We start from the raw sequence: 16,828 nt of genomic DNA, 5'->3' as shown, positions 1-16,828 counted from the left end.
CCGGTAAGCTTTCCGGCGTTGAATCCAATTGAACCGCAGGCTCCACCCGTTGTAGTGCTCCCCCGCCAATTCCTTTAAGTTTCAGCCTTGCGACCGTACTTCCCAGGTGACTCGCTTCAAGTTTTCACTGCGGCACCAGATGCGGTCGCACCGCACCTGACACCTAGCGAGCATCGTTTACAGCTGGGACTACCCGGGTATCTAATCCGGTTCGTGCCCCCAGCTTTCGTCCCTCACCGTCGGACCCGTTCTGATGGGATGCCTTCGCCATCGGTGGTCCCCCAAGGATTACAAGATTTCACCCCTACCCCTGGAGTACCTCCCATCTCTCCCGGTCCCAAGCCTACCAGTATCTCTTGGCCGCCTGACGATTAAGCCGCCAGATTTCCCAAGAGACTTAATAGGCCGGCTACGGACCCTTTAAACCCAATAATAGCGGCTACCACTCGGGCCGCCGGTGTTACCGCGGCGGCTGGCACCGGTCTTGCCCGGCCCTTGCTAACCACTGTTGTTTAGACAGCAGGACAGCCAGCACTAGGTGCTGGCACTCGGGGTCCCCTTATCGCGGTTTCCCGCAGTGTAAAGGTTTCGCGCCTGCTGCACCCCGTAGGGCCTGGATTCATGTCTCAGAATCCATCTCAGGGATCTTGCTCTCACAACCCTTACCCGTCGTAGGCTAGTAGGTACGTTACACCCACTACTACCTGATAGGCCGCAGACCCATCCTTGGGCACCGGAGTTTTGGACCAAAGAACATTCCAGTATCTTTGATCTATCCGGTATTAGTCCCAGTTTCCCGGGGTTATCCCGGACCCAAGGGCAGGTTATCCGCGTGTTACTGAGCATTGCGCCGAGGGCTTTACCCTCTCGACTCGCATGGCTTAGTCGGACCCCGATAGCAGTAACCTCTGGCAGGATCAACCAGAATTGATTTGATATCTCGTTGATATCTGCACACGTTGAAGTATTGTTTAAACTATCGGAATTTTAGGAGGAACTATTATATAAGGTACAATAGTTCCTTGTTAATTCCTCTCTGTCGATTGGAATTAACCGAACTGTCACGCCAATGTCAGACGAGAAACTGCGTTCTTGTCTCCATTTAATGTATCATGGTCGGAAGGCAGCCCGTCACATTCAGGTTTTACCTACAATCAGGGCCGACGCCAAATATTAACCATGAATAAGGTGGTGATAAAGAATCGTTGTATTTTGCAACACAACTCCTTCGTGTTTTACCACGCAGGAAGTTCTATGTATGTAATCCACCGTATTTAACACTTTCCCTCGTATACGATTTTATACACGAGTTCATTATTTTTTTCAGTGTTAAAAACAGAACGAATTCTGTTTTTCCGGTATTACATATGTCCTGGCAACGTAGTTGCCGGGCTTCCCCAACTACAACTCCCACGTATATAAGAGTTGCGGGTGGGGTTTTTGAAAGTTTGAATAGTCAAAATATCTGATAAATATTTTAACCCAAACCAATAGATTCCGAATGGATTCGTGTGGGTCGCTAGCTTATGAAAATAATTGATGGCGCAAAAATAATGAGAAGAGTAGAAAGATATGTATTCTATCGATTAATATTATCCCTGGCAGCCCTGCAAAATCTATCATCAAGACCATTCGCCCTTTCGCCCTAATGACTGGAATTCGGTGGAAGCGGAAGAGATACCCTGCAGGGAAGGGAGTGGGTACGCGTAAACGCACCCAATAAATCAAATCAGATCACAGTAAAAACCAGGTTGAGAACTGGTGCAGAATAAACAAAAAAGAAAATAATAAAAAATGAGAATGTAAGAACTCACCCGAAAAGGGCGCCGAGTCCTTCCATTCCGCTTTCTTCAGCTTTCTCTTTCTCTTTTGGATTTTCTTCTTTCTTTGGAGCTTCTGCTGCCGCTGGAGCCGCTGCCGCCGGAGCCGCTGCTGCTGGTGCCGCGAAAGCCGCCTTTGAGATGGCTTCCTCGATATTGACACCTTCAAGAGCGGAAACAAGAGCTTTGGCTCTCACTGCATCGACTTCCATACCTGCTGCCTTTATCACGGCAGTAATTGCTTCATCTGTTACTTTCTTTCCTGCGCTGTGTAATAATAGCGCTGCATATACGTATTCCATTTTAATCACCTTTTATTTAGCTTAACCGAACAGCGAGCCCAGGCCCGCTGCAATATCTGATTCCTTGTGTTCTTCCTTTTTCTTCTCTTCCTTGGCTTCCTTGGGAGCCGCTGCCTCGGGCTTCTTTTCTTCCCTGGGTGCTGCAGCAAGCTTTTCCTTTAGCCTGGCACTGACTGCATTTGCATCTTTAACAGATGCGATCTTCGCAAGGGATAGCATCTGTAAATTACCTTTTGCAAGCAGTACATCGATGATATCAGGCATTATTATCTCTGCATTGATAGCAAGATTCCTCGACTGAGAGGCCGCTTTGGTAAGCAGTGTGCTGATCGTGGCTTTTGCCGGATATGCTGAATTAATGGACAGGTTGAACGCCCGCTGCACCGCAAGCGTCAGATCGCTTCTGTATTTTGTCTCATCCACAGCCAACAATATCGACTCGTATACCATGCCTTTCTCGTATACCGCACGAAGGTCAAGCCCAAGTTCGACTGGACGAATACCGAGACGTGAAAGGATGGATGCAAGTTTGGCATCTACTACATCACCCTGTCTGGCTACGGTCTTCGTCTCTCGGATCACGACCTTCCCGCCTTCTATCCCTGCAGGTATTCCAGCACCCTGCAATTCTCCCACGATCGGCCCTGGCGGGAATGAGGTCGGGCCTTTCTGCACAATTATATCCTTTGGTGCGATACCGCCTGCTTTAATGGGGGCCTCGGTCTTCCCTTTTTGCAGTATCTTATAAAGTTTAAAAGGATTCTCATTCGTGAATAATAAAGCGGTCTGGGAATCCACATATTTTTCTATCTGTTTTATATTATCCGCGGATTCGTCCAGGGCACGGAAAATGAGCGAATTCCTGCACATCTTTATATCAGCCATACCGCGAAGGTTCTTTCGCATTATTTGAAGCTGGCTTGAAGGAATGCCATGGACCCCGACAATGCCTGTGGAAGAATAATTTGTTAGCAGCTTCTTTATAGTCTCAACTTCATCTTTTTTCCATTGAGGGATATGGATACTGTGGTGTTTTAGTTCTGCCGCCATTTAAATCACCCTCACTGATGGCCCCATGGTCGTTTTAACATACACCGATTTAACATTATATAGGCCGCGTTCGTACTTGTGCTCTATACGATTTATTATAGCCTCGACATTCTCCGATACCTTCACCGGGTCCATTTCCTTTCTTCCGATCGAGATGTGGAATGTCATCTTATCCTTGGATCTCACCTTAATTGAGTTCTTTGACTTGTTGATTATCTGGACAATATCCTTATCCGGGGTCAGGGGTATGGGCATTTTTCCCCTGGGACCGAGTACCTGACCAAGGGTTTTACCAATTATTGGCATGTATGCCGACTCTGAGATAAAAAAATTGACTTCTTCGGCAAGGGTTTTTGCCCTTGCTTTGTCTTCTCCGAGCACATTGATTTCCTCAGGATCAAAAACATAATCAGCACCTGCCGCTTTTGCCCTCTGGGCGGTCTCACCTTTTGCAAATACCGCGATCTTGATCGGTTTACCCACGCCGTGCGGCAGGATGATCTCTTCGTCGAACCTGTTCTGCGGCTGGTTCATATCAAGATTTTTAAGATTGATCGCCAGGTCAATACTTTCTGAAAATTTACGCTGTGGAGCTTTTTCTAATGCCTGTTTCACAGCTGTTACTATCGTTTCATGTTCCAATAAGATTCCTCCCGTAGTAGTCGACTATCAATGTCTCCTACGGATGATAGGGAGGTACTCTTTTCAACTATATAGTACTTTAAACTATCGGTTGAGATAGCATATGTAAATGGTATGCACGTGGCGATATAATTCTTATAATATTGAGAACACGGGTTTGTATCGGTATAGAATTGCCGGCTCCATAAAAAAACAAAAAGTTTTTATAGGCTCGCACCAATGGCAATCGTGTTCAGATTAGTGGGGTGAACTTATGAAATGCTCTATTGGAGATAATGTAAGATTTAAACTTGAATCCGGCGAAGTGCAGGAAGGAAATGTCCAATTTGTTGAAAACGGTAGAAACGAAGCTACGCTCTATGTAAATGGTTTCTGTAGATGGGCTTACAAGGTTCCAGAAAACAGAGTCATCTCGAGGGTCCCTTTAAGGTATAAATATTAAAACTGAAATCAAGAATAGATACATTCACGAATAAGATAGTTTTCCGCCAGAACATGTGTAACTCCTATCTTCAACTGTGGGATTGGCCGGGTTTGAGATGATTTAAACTGGTATAATACGGATTATCTCTTCCTGCCCTAAGCCTCTCAACTTCATCTTTTCCTTTTATCCTCAAGACAAAACTTCCCTGGCATGGCTTAACATAAGGCATGATGACGTGATCATCGTCTACAGCAACAGGGATCGGGTTGCTACCTATCAAGTAAGTATTGAAAATCTTATAGCCCTGATGCACATAATATATTTCTTTAAAGTTCTTCTTTATGTAATCCGCACATTCCGCAATTGTACTGCTCGCAAGCAATACCTCATATTCTAGTTCATCAACGCAGCCCATTGCCCTATTGTTTCTCTCCTCTTATTGTTATTACTGTCTGGCGGATCGGAAGAACCTTCCCGGATCTCTTCACAGCCTCTTCAACTATACTCTGCAATCCAAAACAGCAGGGCACTTCCATATTGGCAAGCGTGATACTTTTAACATTGTTTTTCTTAAGTATCTCTGTGAGCTTATCTGCATAATATTCCGCATCATCAAGTTTCGGACAGCCTATGACCAGTGATTTTCCTGCAAGGAAGTCCGTATGGAAATTCGGGTAAGCGAATGGGACGCAGTCTGCCGCCACGAGAAGTTCCGAGTCCCCAAAATATGGCGCCTCCGGGGAAACAAGGGTTAATTGCACGGGCCACTGTCTCAATTGCCCGGTCTGCCTCCCGGAGCCACCTGCTGCTTTTTTCTCGCTCCTGAAGTCCATTGCCATACTTCCCGGGCATGAATGTTGAGCATGCGAAACCATAACAGGTTTTTTTGCCACTGTGCCCAGATGTTCTCTCACAGCTTCCTCATTGAATTCGGGTGCATCCCTTTCAATTACTGTAATTGCGTCCTGCGGGCAGTGCCCGAGACATGCCCCCAGGCCATCGCAGAACATGTCATCCACGAGTTTTGCCTTTCCATCAATGATCTTTATCGCCCCTTCGGCACAGTTTGGGACACATAGGCCGCAGCCGTTACACTTCTCCTCATCTATAGATACGATTTTTCTCTTCATATTTTTCATGCATTGATTGTCTTTGATAATTTATAAATCTATTGGTTGTAATTTATAGCATTATTGAGGAAATAAATTTTAAGATATAGGTAAGATATTTATACATTCCTGAGAATTCAGGATTATATGCGAGAATTTCTTGATCTTGACAAAAGGGACAGGGAAGTTCTATCCCTGCTCGAGAAAAACCCTGAAATATCACAGAAAGATATAGCTGAAAAACTCAATATCTCCCAGCCATCTGTCAGCGCCAGGATACACAAACTCAAGCAAAAAGGTGCGCTGGCGCACGTTGTGGGCATGAACCTGAAAAAAGTGAACCTTTACATGGCAAAGGTGGACGTGATAGCAAGTAACACGTCATCCGTCCTTGATATTTTCAAGGATTGTCCTTATTTCCTGAATGGCCTTATCGTTTCTGGGAAGCATAATCTGTGCCTATTTTTCGTTGGCGAGGACATTGCCACGCTCGAAGCTATCGTGGACGGGCACCTGAGAAACAATCCACTTGTCATGAGCGCTGAGGTCAGCATCGTGATAACACCCATGAAGGACCTGATCATGCCGTTGAAGATGAGCTTTGATTTCAGCGACACGCCGCCCTGCGGCAACGGGTGCAACTGCAAGGAGTGTACACATCATATCTCAAATAGGTGCCTTGGGTGCCCTGTTACGAATAGTTATAATGGGAAAATATGGAAATGATTTAACTAATATTATCAGCAGATCTTCAAGGAAAATGATATCGAGAATTGTAAATTTTTAAAATTTCAAATTTTCCAGGACTGAACTAGCTCAAAGTGAAGCTTGACTCATGAATCTTGCTTACAGATTACTCATCCAGAATTATATTTCTATACAGGTATTTATCTCTTCAAGTGCACGTGCGTATATCCCTGATTTATTCAGATGAGCTGATAGCTTGAGCGGCCTGTGACCGGCCGGGTGGTACACGATTACCGCTTCAGGGGCGCACTGGTGCACCATTCCGACCAAGCCGTTAACATCCATGTGATCGCTGATGTTTATCGTTGGGATCCTGTAATCACGCCTTCCGGTCAGTATGAATTTCTTTGCGGCACTGATCCATGGGATTTCAGCAGGCGTGGTTATGCGGATCCCGCAGTCGCTCTCAAGATCCACAACATGCCCTATGTCCTGCATCAGGCCTCTGGTAAGAGCAAGCGATACAGGATCCATGCCTATATCCCCGGTGTAACCCGACTCGCGCAGAAGCTTGACGGCACGCTGTGCTTTCCCGAAAGCGTAAGCGCCGAAAGCTATATCATCATAAGTTTCGACCGCTTCCCTGAATGAGCTGATGTCATCCTGGAAATGACAATTGGGGTCCCCGGGATCCCCGTAGTTGGCTTCGGTGACCAGGCAATCACATTCGGGCAGGTCATTCGCATCTTTCACATCTCCTGTGACAAGGATCCGTGTCCCGACCTCGTTTTGCCAGCAAAAGGCCGTGGAACCGATGGTATGATGGGTTGGATAGGTAGTCACGTCGACCCCGCAGACGTTTATAGTCTCGCCAAGCTTAAAGGTCTGACCTGCGTATTTCTTGCCATAAAGGATCTCAAGGGCGCGGGCGGTCTCTTCTGAGCATACCGCTCTTTCAGAGAGCATTGCAGATTTCCCATAATGGTCCGAATGGGCATGGGTGATCAGGTAGGCATCGGGCTGAACCAAGCGAGAGTTCGTGGTGTCTATTGCAAAAGCAATCCTTTTCTCCCGATTAAAAGTCAATGAAACGTGGGGCTTGAATCCTCTATTGGTCTTGTGCCTGATAGGCAGTACGCCAAGGTCAATTAAAGGTTTCAAGCAAACCCCGTTATTTCAGGGCAGCGTTCAGATCGGCTTCCAGCACGTTCGCACGGGTCACACCTGTGTATCGCTTGAAAACAGCGCCATCTTTCTCGATTACCAGCGTAGGTACTGCATGAACCGTGAATTTAGAGGCAAGTTCATAGTTTGTATCTACGTCGATCTTTTTAATCTCGATCTTGTCCCCAAATTTCTTCTTTATCTCTTCATTAATGGGGTCTTGCATCTTACATGGCCCGCACCATTCAGCGTAAAAATCCATTAGAACAACTTTACTCATTTGATTTCCTCCTTAGACAGCAGACTCCAATTTACATTTTTCTTTCAGGGTTTTTCCCTTTTTTTCTCCTGCGAACCTGCTATCATACCTAAGTATAATGTTATGGTTTAAAATATTTGCCTCTTAACAATAAAGCACTATATTGCTAAAAGCAAAGTAATAGAAAAAAGGAAAAAGAAAAGACGGGACATGTTGGCCGTGCCCCGACTTTTTTGGTTCTTTGCCGCATACTCATTTTACGAAATAACCCGGAACGAAGATGATGACGAAATATACTGCCATCGTTACAAGCCCGAGTGGCACTCCAAGTCTTGCCCATTCTTTGCTTGTGATCCCAAGTTTTCCGGCTGAGATTATGTTCGGGATATTTCCAGGTATCAGCATACCACCTGCGATCAAAAGTCCCATGAGCGCTGCCTCTATCTGAATCTGAGATAGTGACGGCCCTATCTCTGCTGCTGTCAGCGTTGCATTATCGAGGATAGCCGAAACCATATTGACCCAGTAGAGAGCCTCTGAGGGCACTTGCGTAAAGTATGTAATGATAAGAGGTTTGAATCCATCACCAAGAAAAACGAGCGCCATAATGAAAACATAGACCTTGACGGCTCTCATAATGACATCTTTTAGTGTCTCTTTGTAGTCTTCTCCCTTCAGGCCCTGATCCTTTGGGTCTACTTTCCCCAGGAAGAACATCCCGACAATTCCGTAAGCGATGATACCTGGGACAATGTATTTCCCGAGCAGATTTATCAGATAATCGAATCCTGCATAGTAAGGTGGACCTGAGAGTTTAGAGATCGCAATAGTTGAAAGCGGCTCCCCAAGAGGTGTGAGCGCTGCACCAAGACCGATGGAAAAGCATGCTATGACCACGAGATCCACTTTTGATTTCCTGGAAAGCGGCATCGCGTTTGCCATCTCTACAAGAATTATGGCGGCAAGAATAGCGGAAATCACACTGGAAACAAGACCAAGGACCGCGATCAGGATGAAAGCCATGACCTTCAAGGAAAGCGCCTCGGTCATTCTCCTGATTCCACTGTGGATAGGCCCGTGCCACTTGTAGATTATCAATCCCACGACCAGAACTATCTGCACGATCCCTATTGGGATACCATAGACTTCTGCGATCTTGAGGGGGGCGGTTAATCCTTCTTTGACGATTGCCCAGCTCCATCCTGTTTCTATAGGTACTCCCTTAAACTCCAGACCTACAACGAAACCGGCAATTGTCAGCGCGAATACGCCGCATATGAACAGGAATACTTCCAGATTCTGTTCGATGATCTTAATCTTGAACGGCCCGATCAATACGACCAGGAATATTAGAAAAAGCCCTATTGAAATTCCTATATCCAGTGCCATTACTTTCTTCCTCCTATGGTAATTTGATTCCAGACTACCATAACGTCTGGAAACTTTTCCCTATTTAACACAGTCTCTTTTATAATTTGTGGTTTAATCGGCGACTGAACTGCGATTGATTACACCCGGTATCATCCCGATCAGCTTGCGCGCCCACCTGAGTTTTTTCTTTTTCATCTCCGTCACGTTCTCATCCTCAAAATAAAAGCCGATAAGAGTGATATTTCTTGCTCCGAACGCATGTGCGAGAAAAACGCATCTGTCCCCGTCGCTGAACCCGCCAAAATTGTATATGTTTGAAAGAGGCTTTGATTGGGTTGTTCCTATGACATTACTCAATTCCTTTACAATATTCAGCTTATCTATATTATCTCCGTGTGCATGGACTACCATTATCGCACCTCTCCTGCTGGCTTCAATCTCATCCGGTATATCGCCATCAAGGTCAGTGACGATTATATCGGGTACAATGCCTTTTTCCAGAAGCGTACTTGTTGCGCCGTCCGCCGCTATTATCATGTATCGCTTCACATCGGTTTTTTCAAGGTCCTGCGAAAGAGTGGGCGCGTTACCGCATACAAGAACATCTTTTCCTTTAATTCTATCCCTTAGCTCGGTTATATCAATGGATTTCCCTGAAAGCAGTCTTGACAATAACCTGGCAGCTTGTTCATCACTCTCACGTCTCCATCCGAAATCGCAGAGTATTTCTTTGTAAATTGGTTCCCATTCTTTAAAATTCATTTTAACATACTGAACCCGCAGTCTAATGATTTCAATCTTTCTTTTTTTAAGGCTAATGAAAACGATCAATAAACACGTTCGAGTGTATTATGCTTTGATGATAATAAGCCCGTACCGAAATAATGCCAAGAGATTTTGCATGATTAAAGTTTGCATCAGTTTTATTAATTATAACATGCCTCCGTCATTACCTGAGTCTTACTCGTTTTTGGATTATTATAATAGTAACACAACTATTCTCCTGGAGATACTGAATTAGAAGAAATGCTTAAGTACAAAAGAATCCTGTATTAGTTTGGGAGTATAAATTAGGGCACTTAAGCTTGTACGTCATGAAGTCAAAGACTATTCCAAGTGGAAAACTGTGTTCGATGAGCACGCTGCCACCCGCAACGCAAACGGTTCCAAAGGGGACGTCTCTTCCGTAATGCTGATAACCGAAATGAGACTGTGATCCTCTTTGAATGGGAAAGCATTAGAAAGGCGAAAAAATTCGCCAAGTCTGAGGATTTGCGAAAGACGATGGAACGGGCTGGTGTTTCTGAAAAACCTGATTTGTACGTGGAAGAAGTTGAAAATGTATCCGTGCAGTCTCGGTGATGAAAAATTAAGAGGAGGTTAAATATGACAAAGAGATCAGAAGAAAAACGCATAGTTATGCTTATGCAATGGACAGGAGTTACAAAAGAACTCTATGAAAAGGCGAGAGAACAAGTGAACTGGGAAGGGGAAGTCCCAAAAGGAGCAGTACTTCATATTGCTACATTTGACGACAAAGGAGCACGAGTTACGGATGTATGGAAATCTGAGAGGGACTTCAATGACTTTGTCCAAAATAGACTAATGGCCGTGACCAAAGAATTGATAGATGTGGAACCGGATGTAGAAGTATATCCACTGCACAATTTATTCATTCCTGAGCGAAGAGGAGAAGGACTGAATACGCGCATAGTTTTACTCCTAAAATGGGAAGGATTTACAAAAGAAATGTATGAAGAGGGGAGAAAACAAGTAGATTTTGAAGGCGATGTCCCTGAAGGGTTAGTGCTTCATATTGTCACATTCGATGACAAAGGCATAAGAGTTAGTGATATATGGGAATCTGAAGAAGATTTTAATAACTATACCCGGGAAAGACTTATGCCCGTGATTGGAAAAATGACGGAGACAGAACCAGTTATAGAAGTATATCCGCTACACGCTTTATTCATACCGGGAGTGTGAAGAAAATGGAAGAGTGAGGGTTTTGGCAGGGCTATCCCGCAACCCTCATTTTTGCCACCCTTACAGTGGGCATAATAACGTTCCTCACCTACCTCATATCCTGAAGAAGCAACAATCGTTAGGTATCTGGTACGAGAGACTGTCTGAAGGACAGACGCTTGAACTATTGAGACTCATTGAAGAGCTTTGGTAACCAGATCATCTGGTTTCTTTTTCGGAAAAAGTAAAAATCAGAATTTAGGATTGTGCCCATTCGACTAAAGAATATATATAAGTATATACATTATTCACTCAATGAAAAATTCCGAGTTTGAAAATTCAGATAAGCCTTTGACCTCTAAATATTCGACTGAATTTTCAAAGATACTTACCTGTTTCCAGTGCGGTACCTGCACGGGCAGCTGCCCGTCAGGCAGGTATACAAGCCTGAATGTCAGGCGGATTGTCAGGGATTCAGTAAAGAAGGATACATCTTCAGATCCTGATCTCTGGTTGTGTACCACCTGCTACAATTGCCAGGAACGGTGCCCTCGCGGGATAAAAATAACAGACGAGATACTCATCTTGAGAAGCAATGCAGTGAAAAAAGGGCATATACTTCCTGCCCACAGGAAGGTATGCAATTTCTTAGTCGAAACAGGGCAAGCCATCCCAATAGACGACAAGCACATCGCAGTTCGAAAAAAAATAGGACTGGGATTGCCTGAGACTGTCCACAAGTATCCAAAAGCCCTCACGGACATAAAGAAACTTCTTGAATCGACAGGATTCAATGAGCTGATAAAAGAATGAAGGAGTTATCTCTTTTTCTGGGATGTCTCATCCCCAATCGCTATCCCGGCATTGAAAAGGCCACGAAGCTTGTCCTGGACAGGCTCGGGATCAAATGGAGCGAACTCGAAGAAGCTGCATGTTGCCCTGCCCCTGGCGTATTTCGTTCATTTGACAGGGTCACGTGGCTGACTCTGGCATCGAGAAACCTCGTGCTGGCTGAAGCGAAAAATACCGACATCCTGACATTATGCAACGGGTGTTTCAGTTCGTTGATGGATGCCAACGATATCCTGAAGAGCGATGTAACCCTGAGGAACGAAGTGAATGCACATTTAAAAAAAATCGGAAAAGAATTCCGCGGCACTATCGAGGTCAGGCACATAATCGAATTCCTCTACAGGGATATTGGACCTGAGAACCTGGGAAAGTCCATAGAGAAACCCCTTGGGATCAGGGCAGCCGTGCATTACGGATGCCATCTCTTGAAACCCACAAGGGACAGGAAGCTTGGGAAAGCTGAATGTCCCGTGTTTTTCGATGAGCTTGTAGAAGCAACGGGCGCAGAAAGTGTCCGGTATGAAGGTAAGACAAGCTGCTGCGGGGCAGGAGGAGGTGTCCGGTCTGCTATGCCAGAAACATCTATCAAAATGACAGAATACAAGCTCAAGAGGATAAAAAAGGCCGGCGTGGACTGCATCGTGGACGCATGTCCCTTTTGCCATATGCAGTACGATGCCGGACAGGTCGAACTAAAAGCTGTGGGAGAGACCTATAATATTCCCGTTGTTCATTATAGCCAGTTGCTCGGCATGGCGCTTGGATATTCTCCGGAAGAAGTCGGACTGCATTTGAATGAAATAAAAGACCCGGGTTTTGAAGAGAAAATAGCGATTTCTCAAAAAAGACTTCCTGCTGTTATATAATTTAAATGAAAATAGTGGTTAGTGGGCAGGTTGGGTTGGATGGTGGTTTTAAAAAAGTTATTTTTCTGCCCACTGTGCTTCGATGATATGCGAACATGATATATAAAGTTTGCGTATATCCGTGTAGAATCCGACTTTCGTCCCAAATGCTCAATCGCGAATAGCAAATTATTTACGTTAGCAAACCAGATTATAATGGGGCTTGGATAAAAAGCTTGAATCTGAAATTGGTTACTGATAAAAAGGCTCAAAAACTTCAAGAGGGAATCCGTCAGCCTCAAAAAGGTCGACTTTGGTCGAATGGATATTTGGATAAAATAGGAAAAATGAGGGTCGGGCTGATGAGTCCAAGCATCATAACTCAGGGTAGTGGAACATGATAGTTACAAGGCATATTTCCATTGATAATAATTGTATCAAGAAAATGGAACCTCACATTGTATGGCATAATGGCAAATTCAGTGCTGCGATAAGAGACATAATAGACCATATGGGGAAATCCGGGATAATTTTTGCGAGGTGATGATACGAATACTATAGGTACCATAGGGGAGCAATTCATGGCCAAAAGAATAAAATATGTTGCAGCTGCGGCAGCAGCAGTAGCAATTATGGTAGCTGCTTATTATTACCCGGCAGAGGCGTTCATGGCTTTTGTTTTGTGGGTGTCTCCTGGCATCCCGTTAATCCTGATAGTGATTTTGATATATAAGTTGTTTTTTGAGAAAAGGAGGAAATGAGTATGAAATACGACATGAACAAATTTGACAGGGAGAAATGGAAGATGCCCAGATGGGCAAAGTATACAACTTCTTTGATAGCTGGAGTTTTTATGGCTTTCGTTATGGGATGGCTGTTCCTTATTCCAGTGGCTGCAGTTGTACTTCTGGTCTATGGGCTTGTAGTATCTATGAGGGATAGGAAGAACAGGATTACGGTGACTGTAAAACCAACTGAGGCCATGAAAGCCATTGCCCGCAGGGAGGAAGAACTCAAAAGAGAGAAAGAAAGAATCCTGCATGAAGAATACACCGCTGTGATAAAATAGAAACCAGTGGATTTTTCCGGGCTTGAGTATGAACAGATTAGATTTATTTTTCATCGCAGGACTCTTAATACTGGCAGGGATCGAAGTAGTATCCGGGCAAAACGAGGATGTATCATGTTTCCATTGTCATTCCAAACAGGTGAATGAGTTAATGGAAAGCGTGCACTTTAATAAAAATATTTCATGTATTGACTGTCACGGCGGGGAAATACATGTCAATGGGTCCACAATATCAGTAAACGTCATGAGCACAAATTTTACAGGTGTACCAACACGAACTAATATCTCTGATTTATGCTCCACATGCCATCGTGAGGAGACCAGACTATACAAAGAAAGCATACACTGGAAAGAGCTTGAAAACGGACACGGAATAGCACCTACATGCACAGATTGCCACGGAACCCATAATATTCTATCCTCCAAAAACCCTGGATCCATGACTTATTCAGGAAATGTTCCTCAACTCTGCGCGAGTTGTCATGAAAATCAGACCAAGATGAGCGCATGGTACTACGGGATTCAGACGGATAGATTTGATACCTATAAAAATTCATATCACTATAAAGCACTTATTTCAGGAGGAAAAGGGGTTGCAACATGTCCGGATTGTCATGAAAACCATGATACGAAAGATCAAAGCGATCCCACATCGTCAATATATCCAGCAAATCTTCCTTCTACATGTGGAAAACCTGGCTGCCACCCAGGTCAAAGTAAGCTGATTTATGGAGGTAAGATTCACGAAGGGCAGTCTGTTTACTTACTATCCATTGATGCTAAAAAACTTGTAACCTATTTCTACATACTTATGATCCTGTTTGAAGTCGCCTTTACACTGGGGCTTATATCCCTTGATATTAATTCAAAGTTCGAGATAAAAAGGAGGGAATGAGGTGCCAGAGTTTAAATTCAAGAGGTTCACTCTTAACCAGCGTATCGAGCATATAATATTTTTTTCAACGTTTATATTGCTGGCTTATACGGGTTTTCCCCTGATGTTCCCTGACGAATGGTGGTCTAAATGGATGATTTCATCTGTGGGTGGTTTTGATAACAGGACCTTTATACACCATGGTGCAGGCCTGATAATGATCGGTGTAAGCGTATATCATGTGGTTTACCATATTTTGGAGAAACCACGCTATGACGTATTATTTAATATGGATGATATTAGCAACTTTCTGCAGCAGATTCGATATTCCTTACGATATTCAGATGAGCGTCCCAAATCCGGAAGATATACATGGAAACAGAAGTTCGAATATTTCGGAGCAGGATTTGGAGCTGTCGTTATGGGTTTTACCGGGATATTGATGTGGAAGCCCTTTGAGGCCATGCAGTACTTTCCCATAGGTATCATCCAGGTCGCTAACCTTTTCCACACATGGGAGGCGGTTCTTGCTTCCATTGCGGTGTTCATCGGACACTTCTATGATGAGCATCTGGAAAAATTCCCTAATATGTCCTGGTTAACAGGTACTATTTCAGAAGAGGAACTGCGCCATGAGCATCCTCTCGAATATGAAGAGGTAATGGGGAACTATGTAATCAATGCTCCAGTAAATAAAATTGAGAGCAGGGGAGGCAATAAGATGATTACAGGGTTTGCAAAGTTACTTTTCGCGATATTTTTCTTAGCAATCACCATCTGGATGCTGTGGATTTCATATCAGGTACTGGTTGAGGCAGTTAGGACATATATTCTGTAATTTGCGCGCTGGCGGCGTGATGCTCTCAACGCTCCACCAGTCCGCTCTAAGCGCGATGTTCCTTCTGGCCCCAGGGGGGAAGCTTCATCCTCTCTGGTCGTACCTGCCCTGACTACCGCTGGGCCGTGAACAGGATACCTGTGCTGCGACAGCACCCGGATTACATAGGGGATGAACACTAGATCAACAAATGAAGGGAGAAAGGTGGGCGCGAGTGGGAATTGGGGCGATTTAGCCGAAAGTCGCCCCTATCCAGTCACCCGCATAATGCGTAATAGCTATTACAATCAATGCGATCAACAGATGTTCGAAGACCGCTTTCCAGGGTTTTGCTTTTTGCTGTTTTGCAATGTAATAGCTGAATATCCCGAGAAGAGATAATCCCCAGGCGATGCTCACGATGATCGCGGTTGTGAGCGGAAGCAGGACTATCGGAATGATAAACGCCAGTGCAAAGGTGAATTTGGCCATAAAAGTAGAAAAGGTCGATACCCATATCTCCCTGACGGTATGTCTGTTCTCAGATTCTTCAGAAATATGGATCCCCAGCGCATCGGAGAATGCATCTGCTATCGCTATCGTCAGGATTCCTCCGATAATCACCGGTTTAGTAGGAGTTGCGGCATGCAAACCCACAATTAATCCAAGAGTGGTGATTATTCCCGAGGTTATACCAAAACTGAGTCCAGTTTTTAAAGAATGATCCATCATAATCCTTAACAACTCTAACTTAAATAATTTTGACGTATAAGTACCTAAAATTCTAAAAGCGTCCTCTGGAACGGATCATCCACCACATCCTGGAGAACCTGGAAATGTTTTTTTATCCTTTTCATCATATTTGCCCTGAAATCCGGATCCGGGAATAGATATGCAGGATCCTTAACGACTTTCATGTCTGTCAGGTCAAGCAGTCCTATTTCTTTCACCTCAAGAGTGCCACTGGAGAAGTGTTTCGCTGCAAGATAGAAGTATTCACATGTCTGCCTGTATGTTTCCAGGTATTCCACTGCAAGTTTTGGATGTACTGTGCTATTCCATTCCTTTATCTCAATACCAACGATATGGAATCTCTCATCTTTTTTGAAAACGGCGATAATGTCGGCAAGGTTGCAAACGCTCTCCCTGCATATGAAAGGCTTGATATGCATCTCGGACGTATGGAATACCGGGGCCCCGTGCCGGGTAATTGAGTTTACGATCTCTTGAGAGTTTATCGTTGTCCCGAAACTTGAGAACTTCATCGCATTTCAGCATGGTATATAAGGGTAAAAATATTGGGTATGAAGAGTGAAACTAATCATTGATCTAAAAGATCCATAGATACTGTATGAAAAATTACATTTATTCATAGTAAGTATTCATGCCTGGGGCTTACAGAGAAATAACTAGCCAATATCCAAAATCTCAATAAATCTCCCAACTTTACCCCTATCCTCTGACAACAAAATCTAAGAAAAATTATTTTTCCTAAGGCAGTAACCTTTTTATTAGAATTTCGACCAAAAAATATATATGCTTTGTTGTCATATAATACATGACAACTATGAGCTTTAT

Annotated in this window: 21 protein-coding genes and 1 rRNA gene; 9 read left to right on the top strand and 13 right to left on the bottom strand. The window is 44.2% G+C overall.

Features of this window, described 5'->3' with window-relative positions; genetic code table 11:
• The 4 genes from O8C65_06495 to O8C65_06480 form a co-directional block, all read right to left on the bottom strand.
• Positions 1-928: ribosomal RNA gene (locus tag O8C65_06495) — 16S ribosomal RNA — on the bottom strand; the annotation flags it as partial.
• Positions 929-1,810: 882 nt separating this feature from the next.
• Positions 1,811-2,122 (bottom strand): 50S ribosomal protein P1, encoded by a 312-nt coding sequence (rpl12p, locus tag O8C65_06490; GenBank protein ID MCZ7356565.1) that lies wholly within the window; start codon positions 2,120-2,122, stop codon positions 1,811-1,813.
• Positions 2,123-2,143: 21 nt separating this feature from the next.
• The gene (locus O8C65_06485) at positions 2,144-3,172 is read right to left on the bottom strand and encodes a 50S ribosomal protein L10 (protein ID MCZ7356564.1); all 1,029 of its coding nucleotides are present in this window, start codon (positions 3,170-3,172) and stop codon (positions 2,144-2,146) included.
• Positions 3,173-3,814, bottom strand: a complete 642-nt coding sequence (locus O8C65_06480; GenBank protein MCZ7356563.1) for a 50S ribosomal protein L1 — start codon at positions 3,812-3,814, stop codon at positions 3,173-3,175.
• Between the two features lie 253 nt (positions 3,815-4,067).
• On the opposite strand from O8C65_06480, the gene O8C65_06475 reads away from it, so the two are divergent.
• A complete protein-coding gene (locus O8C65_06475; protein ID MCZ7356562.1) occupies positions 4,068-4,256 on the top strand; it encodes a hypothetical protein in 189 nt (62 codons plus the stop codon).
• A 70-nt stretch (positions 4,257-4,326) separates the two neighbouring features.
• Here the strand turns inward: O8C65_06475 and O8C65_06470 are convergent, their stop codons facing one another.
• Positions 4,327-4,653, bottom strand: a complete 327-nt coding sequence (locus O8C65_06470; GenBank protein ID MCZ7356561.1) for a DUF1894 domain-containing protein — start codon at positions 4,651-4,653, stop codon at positions 4,327-4,329.
• A 4-nt stretch (positions 4,654-4,657) separates the two neighbouring features.
• A complete protein-coding gene (locus tag O8C65_06465) occupies positions 4,658-5,377 on the bottom strand; it encodes a 4Fe-4S binding protein (protein ID MCZ7356560.1) in 720 nt (239 codons plus the stop codon).
• A 117-nt stretch (positions 5,378-5,494) separates the two neighbouring features.
• Here O8C65_06465 and O8C65_06460 point away from each other — a divergent pair, with 117 nt between their 5' ends.
• A complete protein-coding gene (locus O8C65_06460) occupies positions 5,495-6,073 on the top strand; it encodes an Lrp/AsnC family transcriptional regulator (protein ID MCZ7356559.1) in 579 nt (192 codons plus the stop codon).
• Positions 6,074-6,214: 141 nt separating this feature from the next.
• On the opposite strand, the gene O8C65_06455 is transcribed toward O8C65_06460, so the two are convergent.
• The 4 genes from O8C65_06455 to O8C65_06440 all read right to left on the bottom strand — a co-directional run bounded on the left by O8C65_06455 (position 6,215) and on the right by O8C65_06440 (position 9,590).
• Positions 6,215-7,195: an MBL fold metallo-hydrolase gene (locus O8C65_06455; GenBank protein ID MCZ7356558.1), complete on the bottom strand. Its 981-nt coding sequence runs from the start codon at positions 7,193-7,195 to the stop codon at positions 6,215-6,217.
• 10 nt (positions 7,196-7,205) lie between these two features.
• Positions 7,206-7,478, bottom strand: coding sequence for a thioredoxin domain-containing protein (locus tag O8C65_06450; GenBank protein MCZ7356557.1), 273 nt, complete (start codon positions 7,476-7,478; stop codon positions 7,206-7,208).
• Positions 7,479-7,709: 231 nt separating this feature from the next.
• On the bottom strand, positions 7,710-8,846 hold the full coding sequence (locus O8C65_06445; GenBank protein ID MCZ7356556.1) for a DUF1646 family protein: 1,137 nt from the start codon (positions 8,844-8,846) through the stop codon (positions 7,710-7,712).
• A gap of 93 nt (positions 8,847-8,939) precedes the next feature.
• Positions 8,940-9,590: a DUF115 domain-containing protein gene (locus tag O8C65_06440; GenBank protein ID MCZ7356555.1), complete on the bottom strand. Its 651-nt coding sequence runs from the start codon at positions 9,588-9,590 to the stop codon at positions 8,940-8,942.
• Between the two features lie 624 nt (positions 9,591-10,214).
• Here O8C65_06440 and O8C65_06435 point away from each other — a divergent pair.
• The 7 genes from O8C65_06435 to O8C65_06405 all read left to right on the top strand — a co-directional run bounded on the left by O8C65_06435 (position 10,215) and on the right by O8C65_06405 (position 15,271).
• Entirely contained in the window at positions 10,215-10,814 is a 600-nt protein-coding gene (locus O8C65_06435; GenBank protein ID MCZ7356554.1) for a hypothetical protein, read from the top strand.
• A gap of 294 nt (positions 10,815-11,108) precedes the next feature.
• Positions 11,109-11,606: a CoB--CoM heterodisulfide reductase subunit C gene (gene hdrC, locus O8C65_06430; protein ID MCZ7356553.1), complete on the top strand. Its 498-nt coding sequence runs from the start codon at positions 11,109-11,111 to the stop codon at positions 11,604-11,606.
• Positions 11,603-12,511, top strand: a complete 909-nt coding sequence (gene hdrB / locus O8C65_06425) for a CoB--CoM heterodisulfide reductase subunit B (GenBank protein ID MCZ7356552.1) — start codon at positions 11,603-11,605, stop codon at positions 12,509-12,511. Before hdrC ends, hdrB begins: the two co-directional genes overlap by 4 nt.
• Before the next feature lie 560 nt (positions 12,512-13,071).
• On the top strand, positions 13,072-13,251 hold the full coding sequence (locus O8C65_06420; GenBank protein MCZ7356551.1) for a hypothetical protein: 180 nt from the start codon (positions 13,072-13,074) through the stop codon (positions 13,249-13,251).
• A 2-nt stretch (positions 13,252-13,253) separates the two neighbouring features.
• Positions 13,254-13,559, top strand: a complete 306-nt coding sequence (locus tag O8C65_06415; GenBank protein ID MCZ7356550.1) for a hypothetical protein — start codon at positions 13,254-13,256, stop codon at positions 13,557-13,559.
• 28 nt (positions 13,560-13,587) lie between these two features.
• On the top strand, positions 13,588-14,454 hold the full coding sequence (locus O8C65_06410) for a NapC/NirT family cytochrome c (GenBank protein ID MCZ7356549.1): 867 nt from the start codon (positions 13,588-13,590) through the stop codon (positions 14,452-14,454).
• A 1-nt stretch (position 14,455) separates the two neighbouring features.
• Positions 14,456-15,271 carry a cytochrome b/b6 domain-containing protein gene (locus O8C65_06405; GenBank protein ID MCZ7356548.1) on the top strand — a complete coding sequence of 272 codons (816 nt, stop codon included), beginning with the start codon at positions 14,456-14,458 and terminating at the stop codon, positions 15,269-15,271.
• A 231-nt stretch (positions 15,272-15,502) separates the two neighbouring features.
• On the opposite strand, the gene O8C65_06400 is transcribed toward O8C65_06405, so the two are convergent.
• The 3 genes from O8C65_06400 to O8C65_06390 all read right to left on the bottom strand — a co-directional run.
• Complete coding sequence (locus O8C65_06400; protein ID MCZ7356547.1) at positions 15,503-15,982, bottom strand: hypothetical protein; 480 nt, start codon at positions 15,980-15,982, stop codon at positions 15,503-15,505.
• 44 nt (positions 15,983-16,026) lie between these two features.
• Positions 16,027-16,515 carry a hypothetical protein gene (locus O8C65_06395; GenBank protein MCZ7356546.1) on the bottom strand — a complete coding sequence of 163 codons (489 nt, stop codon included), beginning with the start codon at positions 16,513-16,515 and terminating at the stop codon, positions 16,027-16,029.
• 104 nt (positions 16,516-16,619) lie between these two features.
• Positions 16,620-16,828: hypothetical protein (locus tag O8C65_06390; GenBank protein ID MCZ7356545.1), on the bottom strand; the 209-nt coding region annotated here is incomplete at its 5' end.

Source organism: Candidatus Methanoperedens sp., from assembly GCA_027460535.1.
In the GTDB taxonomy this organism is placed as follows: domain Archaea; phylum Halobacteriota; class Methanosarcinia; order Methanosarcinales; family Methanoperedenaceae; genus Methanoperedens.
The sequence above is the reverse complement of the archived record's forward strand: the minus strand, read 5'-3'. Positions and strand labels throughout refer to the sequence as shown.

Coding starts and splice junctions, on each gene's coding strand:
- rpl12p (MCZ7356565.1), bottom strand. CDS start 2,122: ATGGAATACGTATATGCAGCGCTATTATTACACAGCGCAGGAAAGAAA.
- O8C65_06485 (MCZ7356564.1), bottom strand. CDS start 3,172: ATGGCGGCAGAACTAAAACACCACAGTATCCATATCCCTCAATGGAAA.
- O8C65_06475 (MCZ7356562.1), top strand. CDS start 4,068: ATGAAATGCTCTATTGGAGATAATGTAAGATTTAAACTTGAATCCGGC.
- O8C65_06470 (MCZ7356561.1), bottom strand. CDS start 4,653: ATGGGCTGCGTTGATGAACTAGAATATGAGGTATTGCTTGCGAGCAGT.
- O8C65_06465 (MCZ7356560.1), bottom strand. CDS start 5,377: ATGAAAAATATGAAGAGAAAAATCGTATCTATAGATGAGGAGAAGTGT.
- O8C65_06460 (MCZ7356559.1), top strand. CDS start 5,495: ATGCGAGAATTTCTTGATCTTGACAAAAGGGACAGGGAAGTTCTATCC.
- O8C65_06450 (MCZ7356557.1), bottom strand. CDS start 7,478: ATGAGTAAAGTTGTTCTAATGGATTTTTACGCTGAATGGTGCGGGCCA.
- O8C65_06445 (MCZ7356556.1), bottom strand. CDS start 8,846: ATGGCACTGGATATAGGAATTTCAATAGGGCTTTTTCTAATATTCCTG.
- O8C65_06440 (MCZ7356555.1), bottom strand. CDS start 9,590: ATGAATTTTAAAGAATGGGAACCAATTTACAAAGAAATACTCTGCGAT.
- O8C65_06435 (MCZ7356554.1), top strand. CDS start 10,215: ATGACAAAGAGATCAGAAGAAAAACGCATAGTTATGCTTATGCAATGG.
- hdrC (MCZ7356553.1), top strand. CDS start 11,109: ATGAAAAATTCCGAGTTTGAAAATTCAGATAAGCCTTTGACCTCTAAA.
- hdrB (MCZ7356552.1), top strand. CDS start 11,603: ATGAAGGAGTTATCTCTTTTTCTGGGATGTCTCATCCCCAATCGCTAT.
- O8C65_06420 (MCZ7356551.1), top strand. CDS start 13,072: ATGGCCAAAAGAATAAAATATGTTGCAGCTGCGGCAGCAGCAGTAGCA.
- O8C65_06415 (MCZ7356550.1), top strand. CDS start 13,254: ATGAAATACGACATGAACAAATTTGACAGGGAGAAATGGAAGATGCCC.
- O8C65_06410 (MCZ7356549.1), top strand. CDS start 13,588: ATGAACAGATTAGATTTATTTTTCATCGCAGGACTCTTAATACTGGCA.
- O8C65_06400 (MCZ7356547.1), bottom strand. CDS start 15,982: ATGATGGATCATTCTTTAAAAACTGGACTCAGTTTTGGTATAACCTCG.
- O8C65_06395 (MCZ7356546.1), bottom strand. CDS start 16,515: ATGAAGTTCTCAAGTTTCGGGACAACGATAAACTCTCAAGAGATCGTA.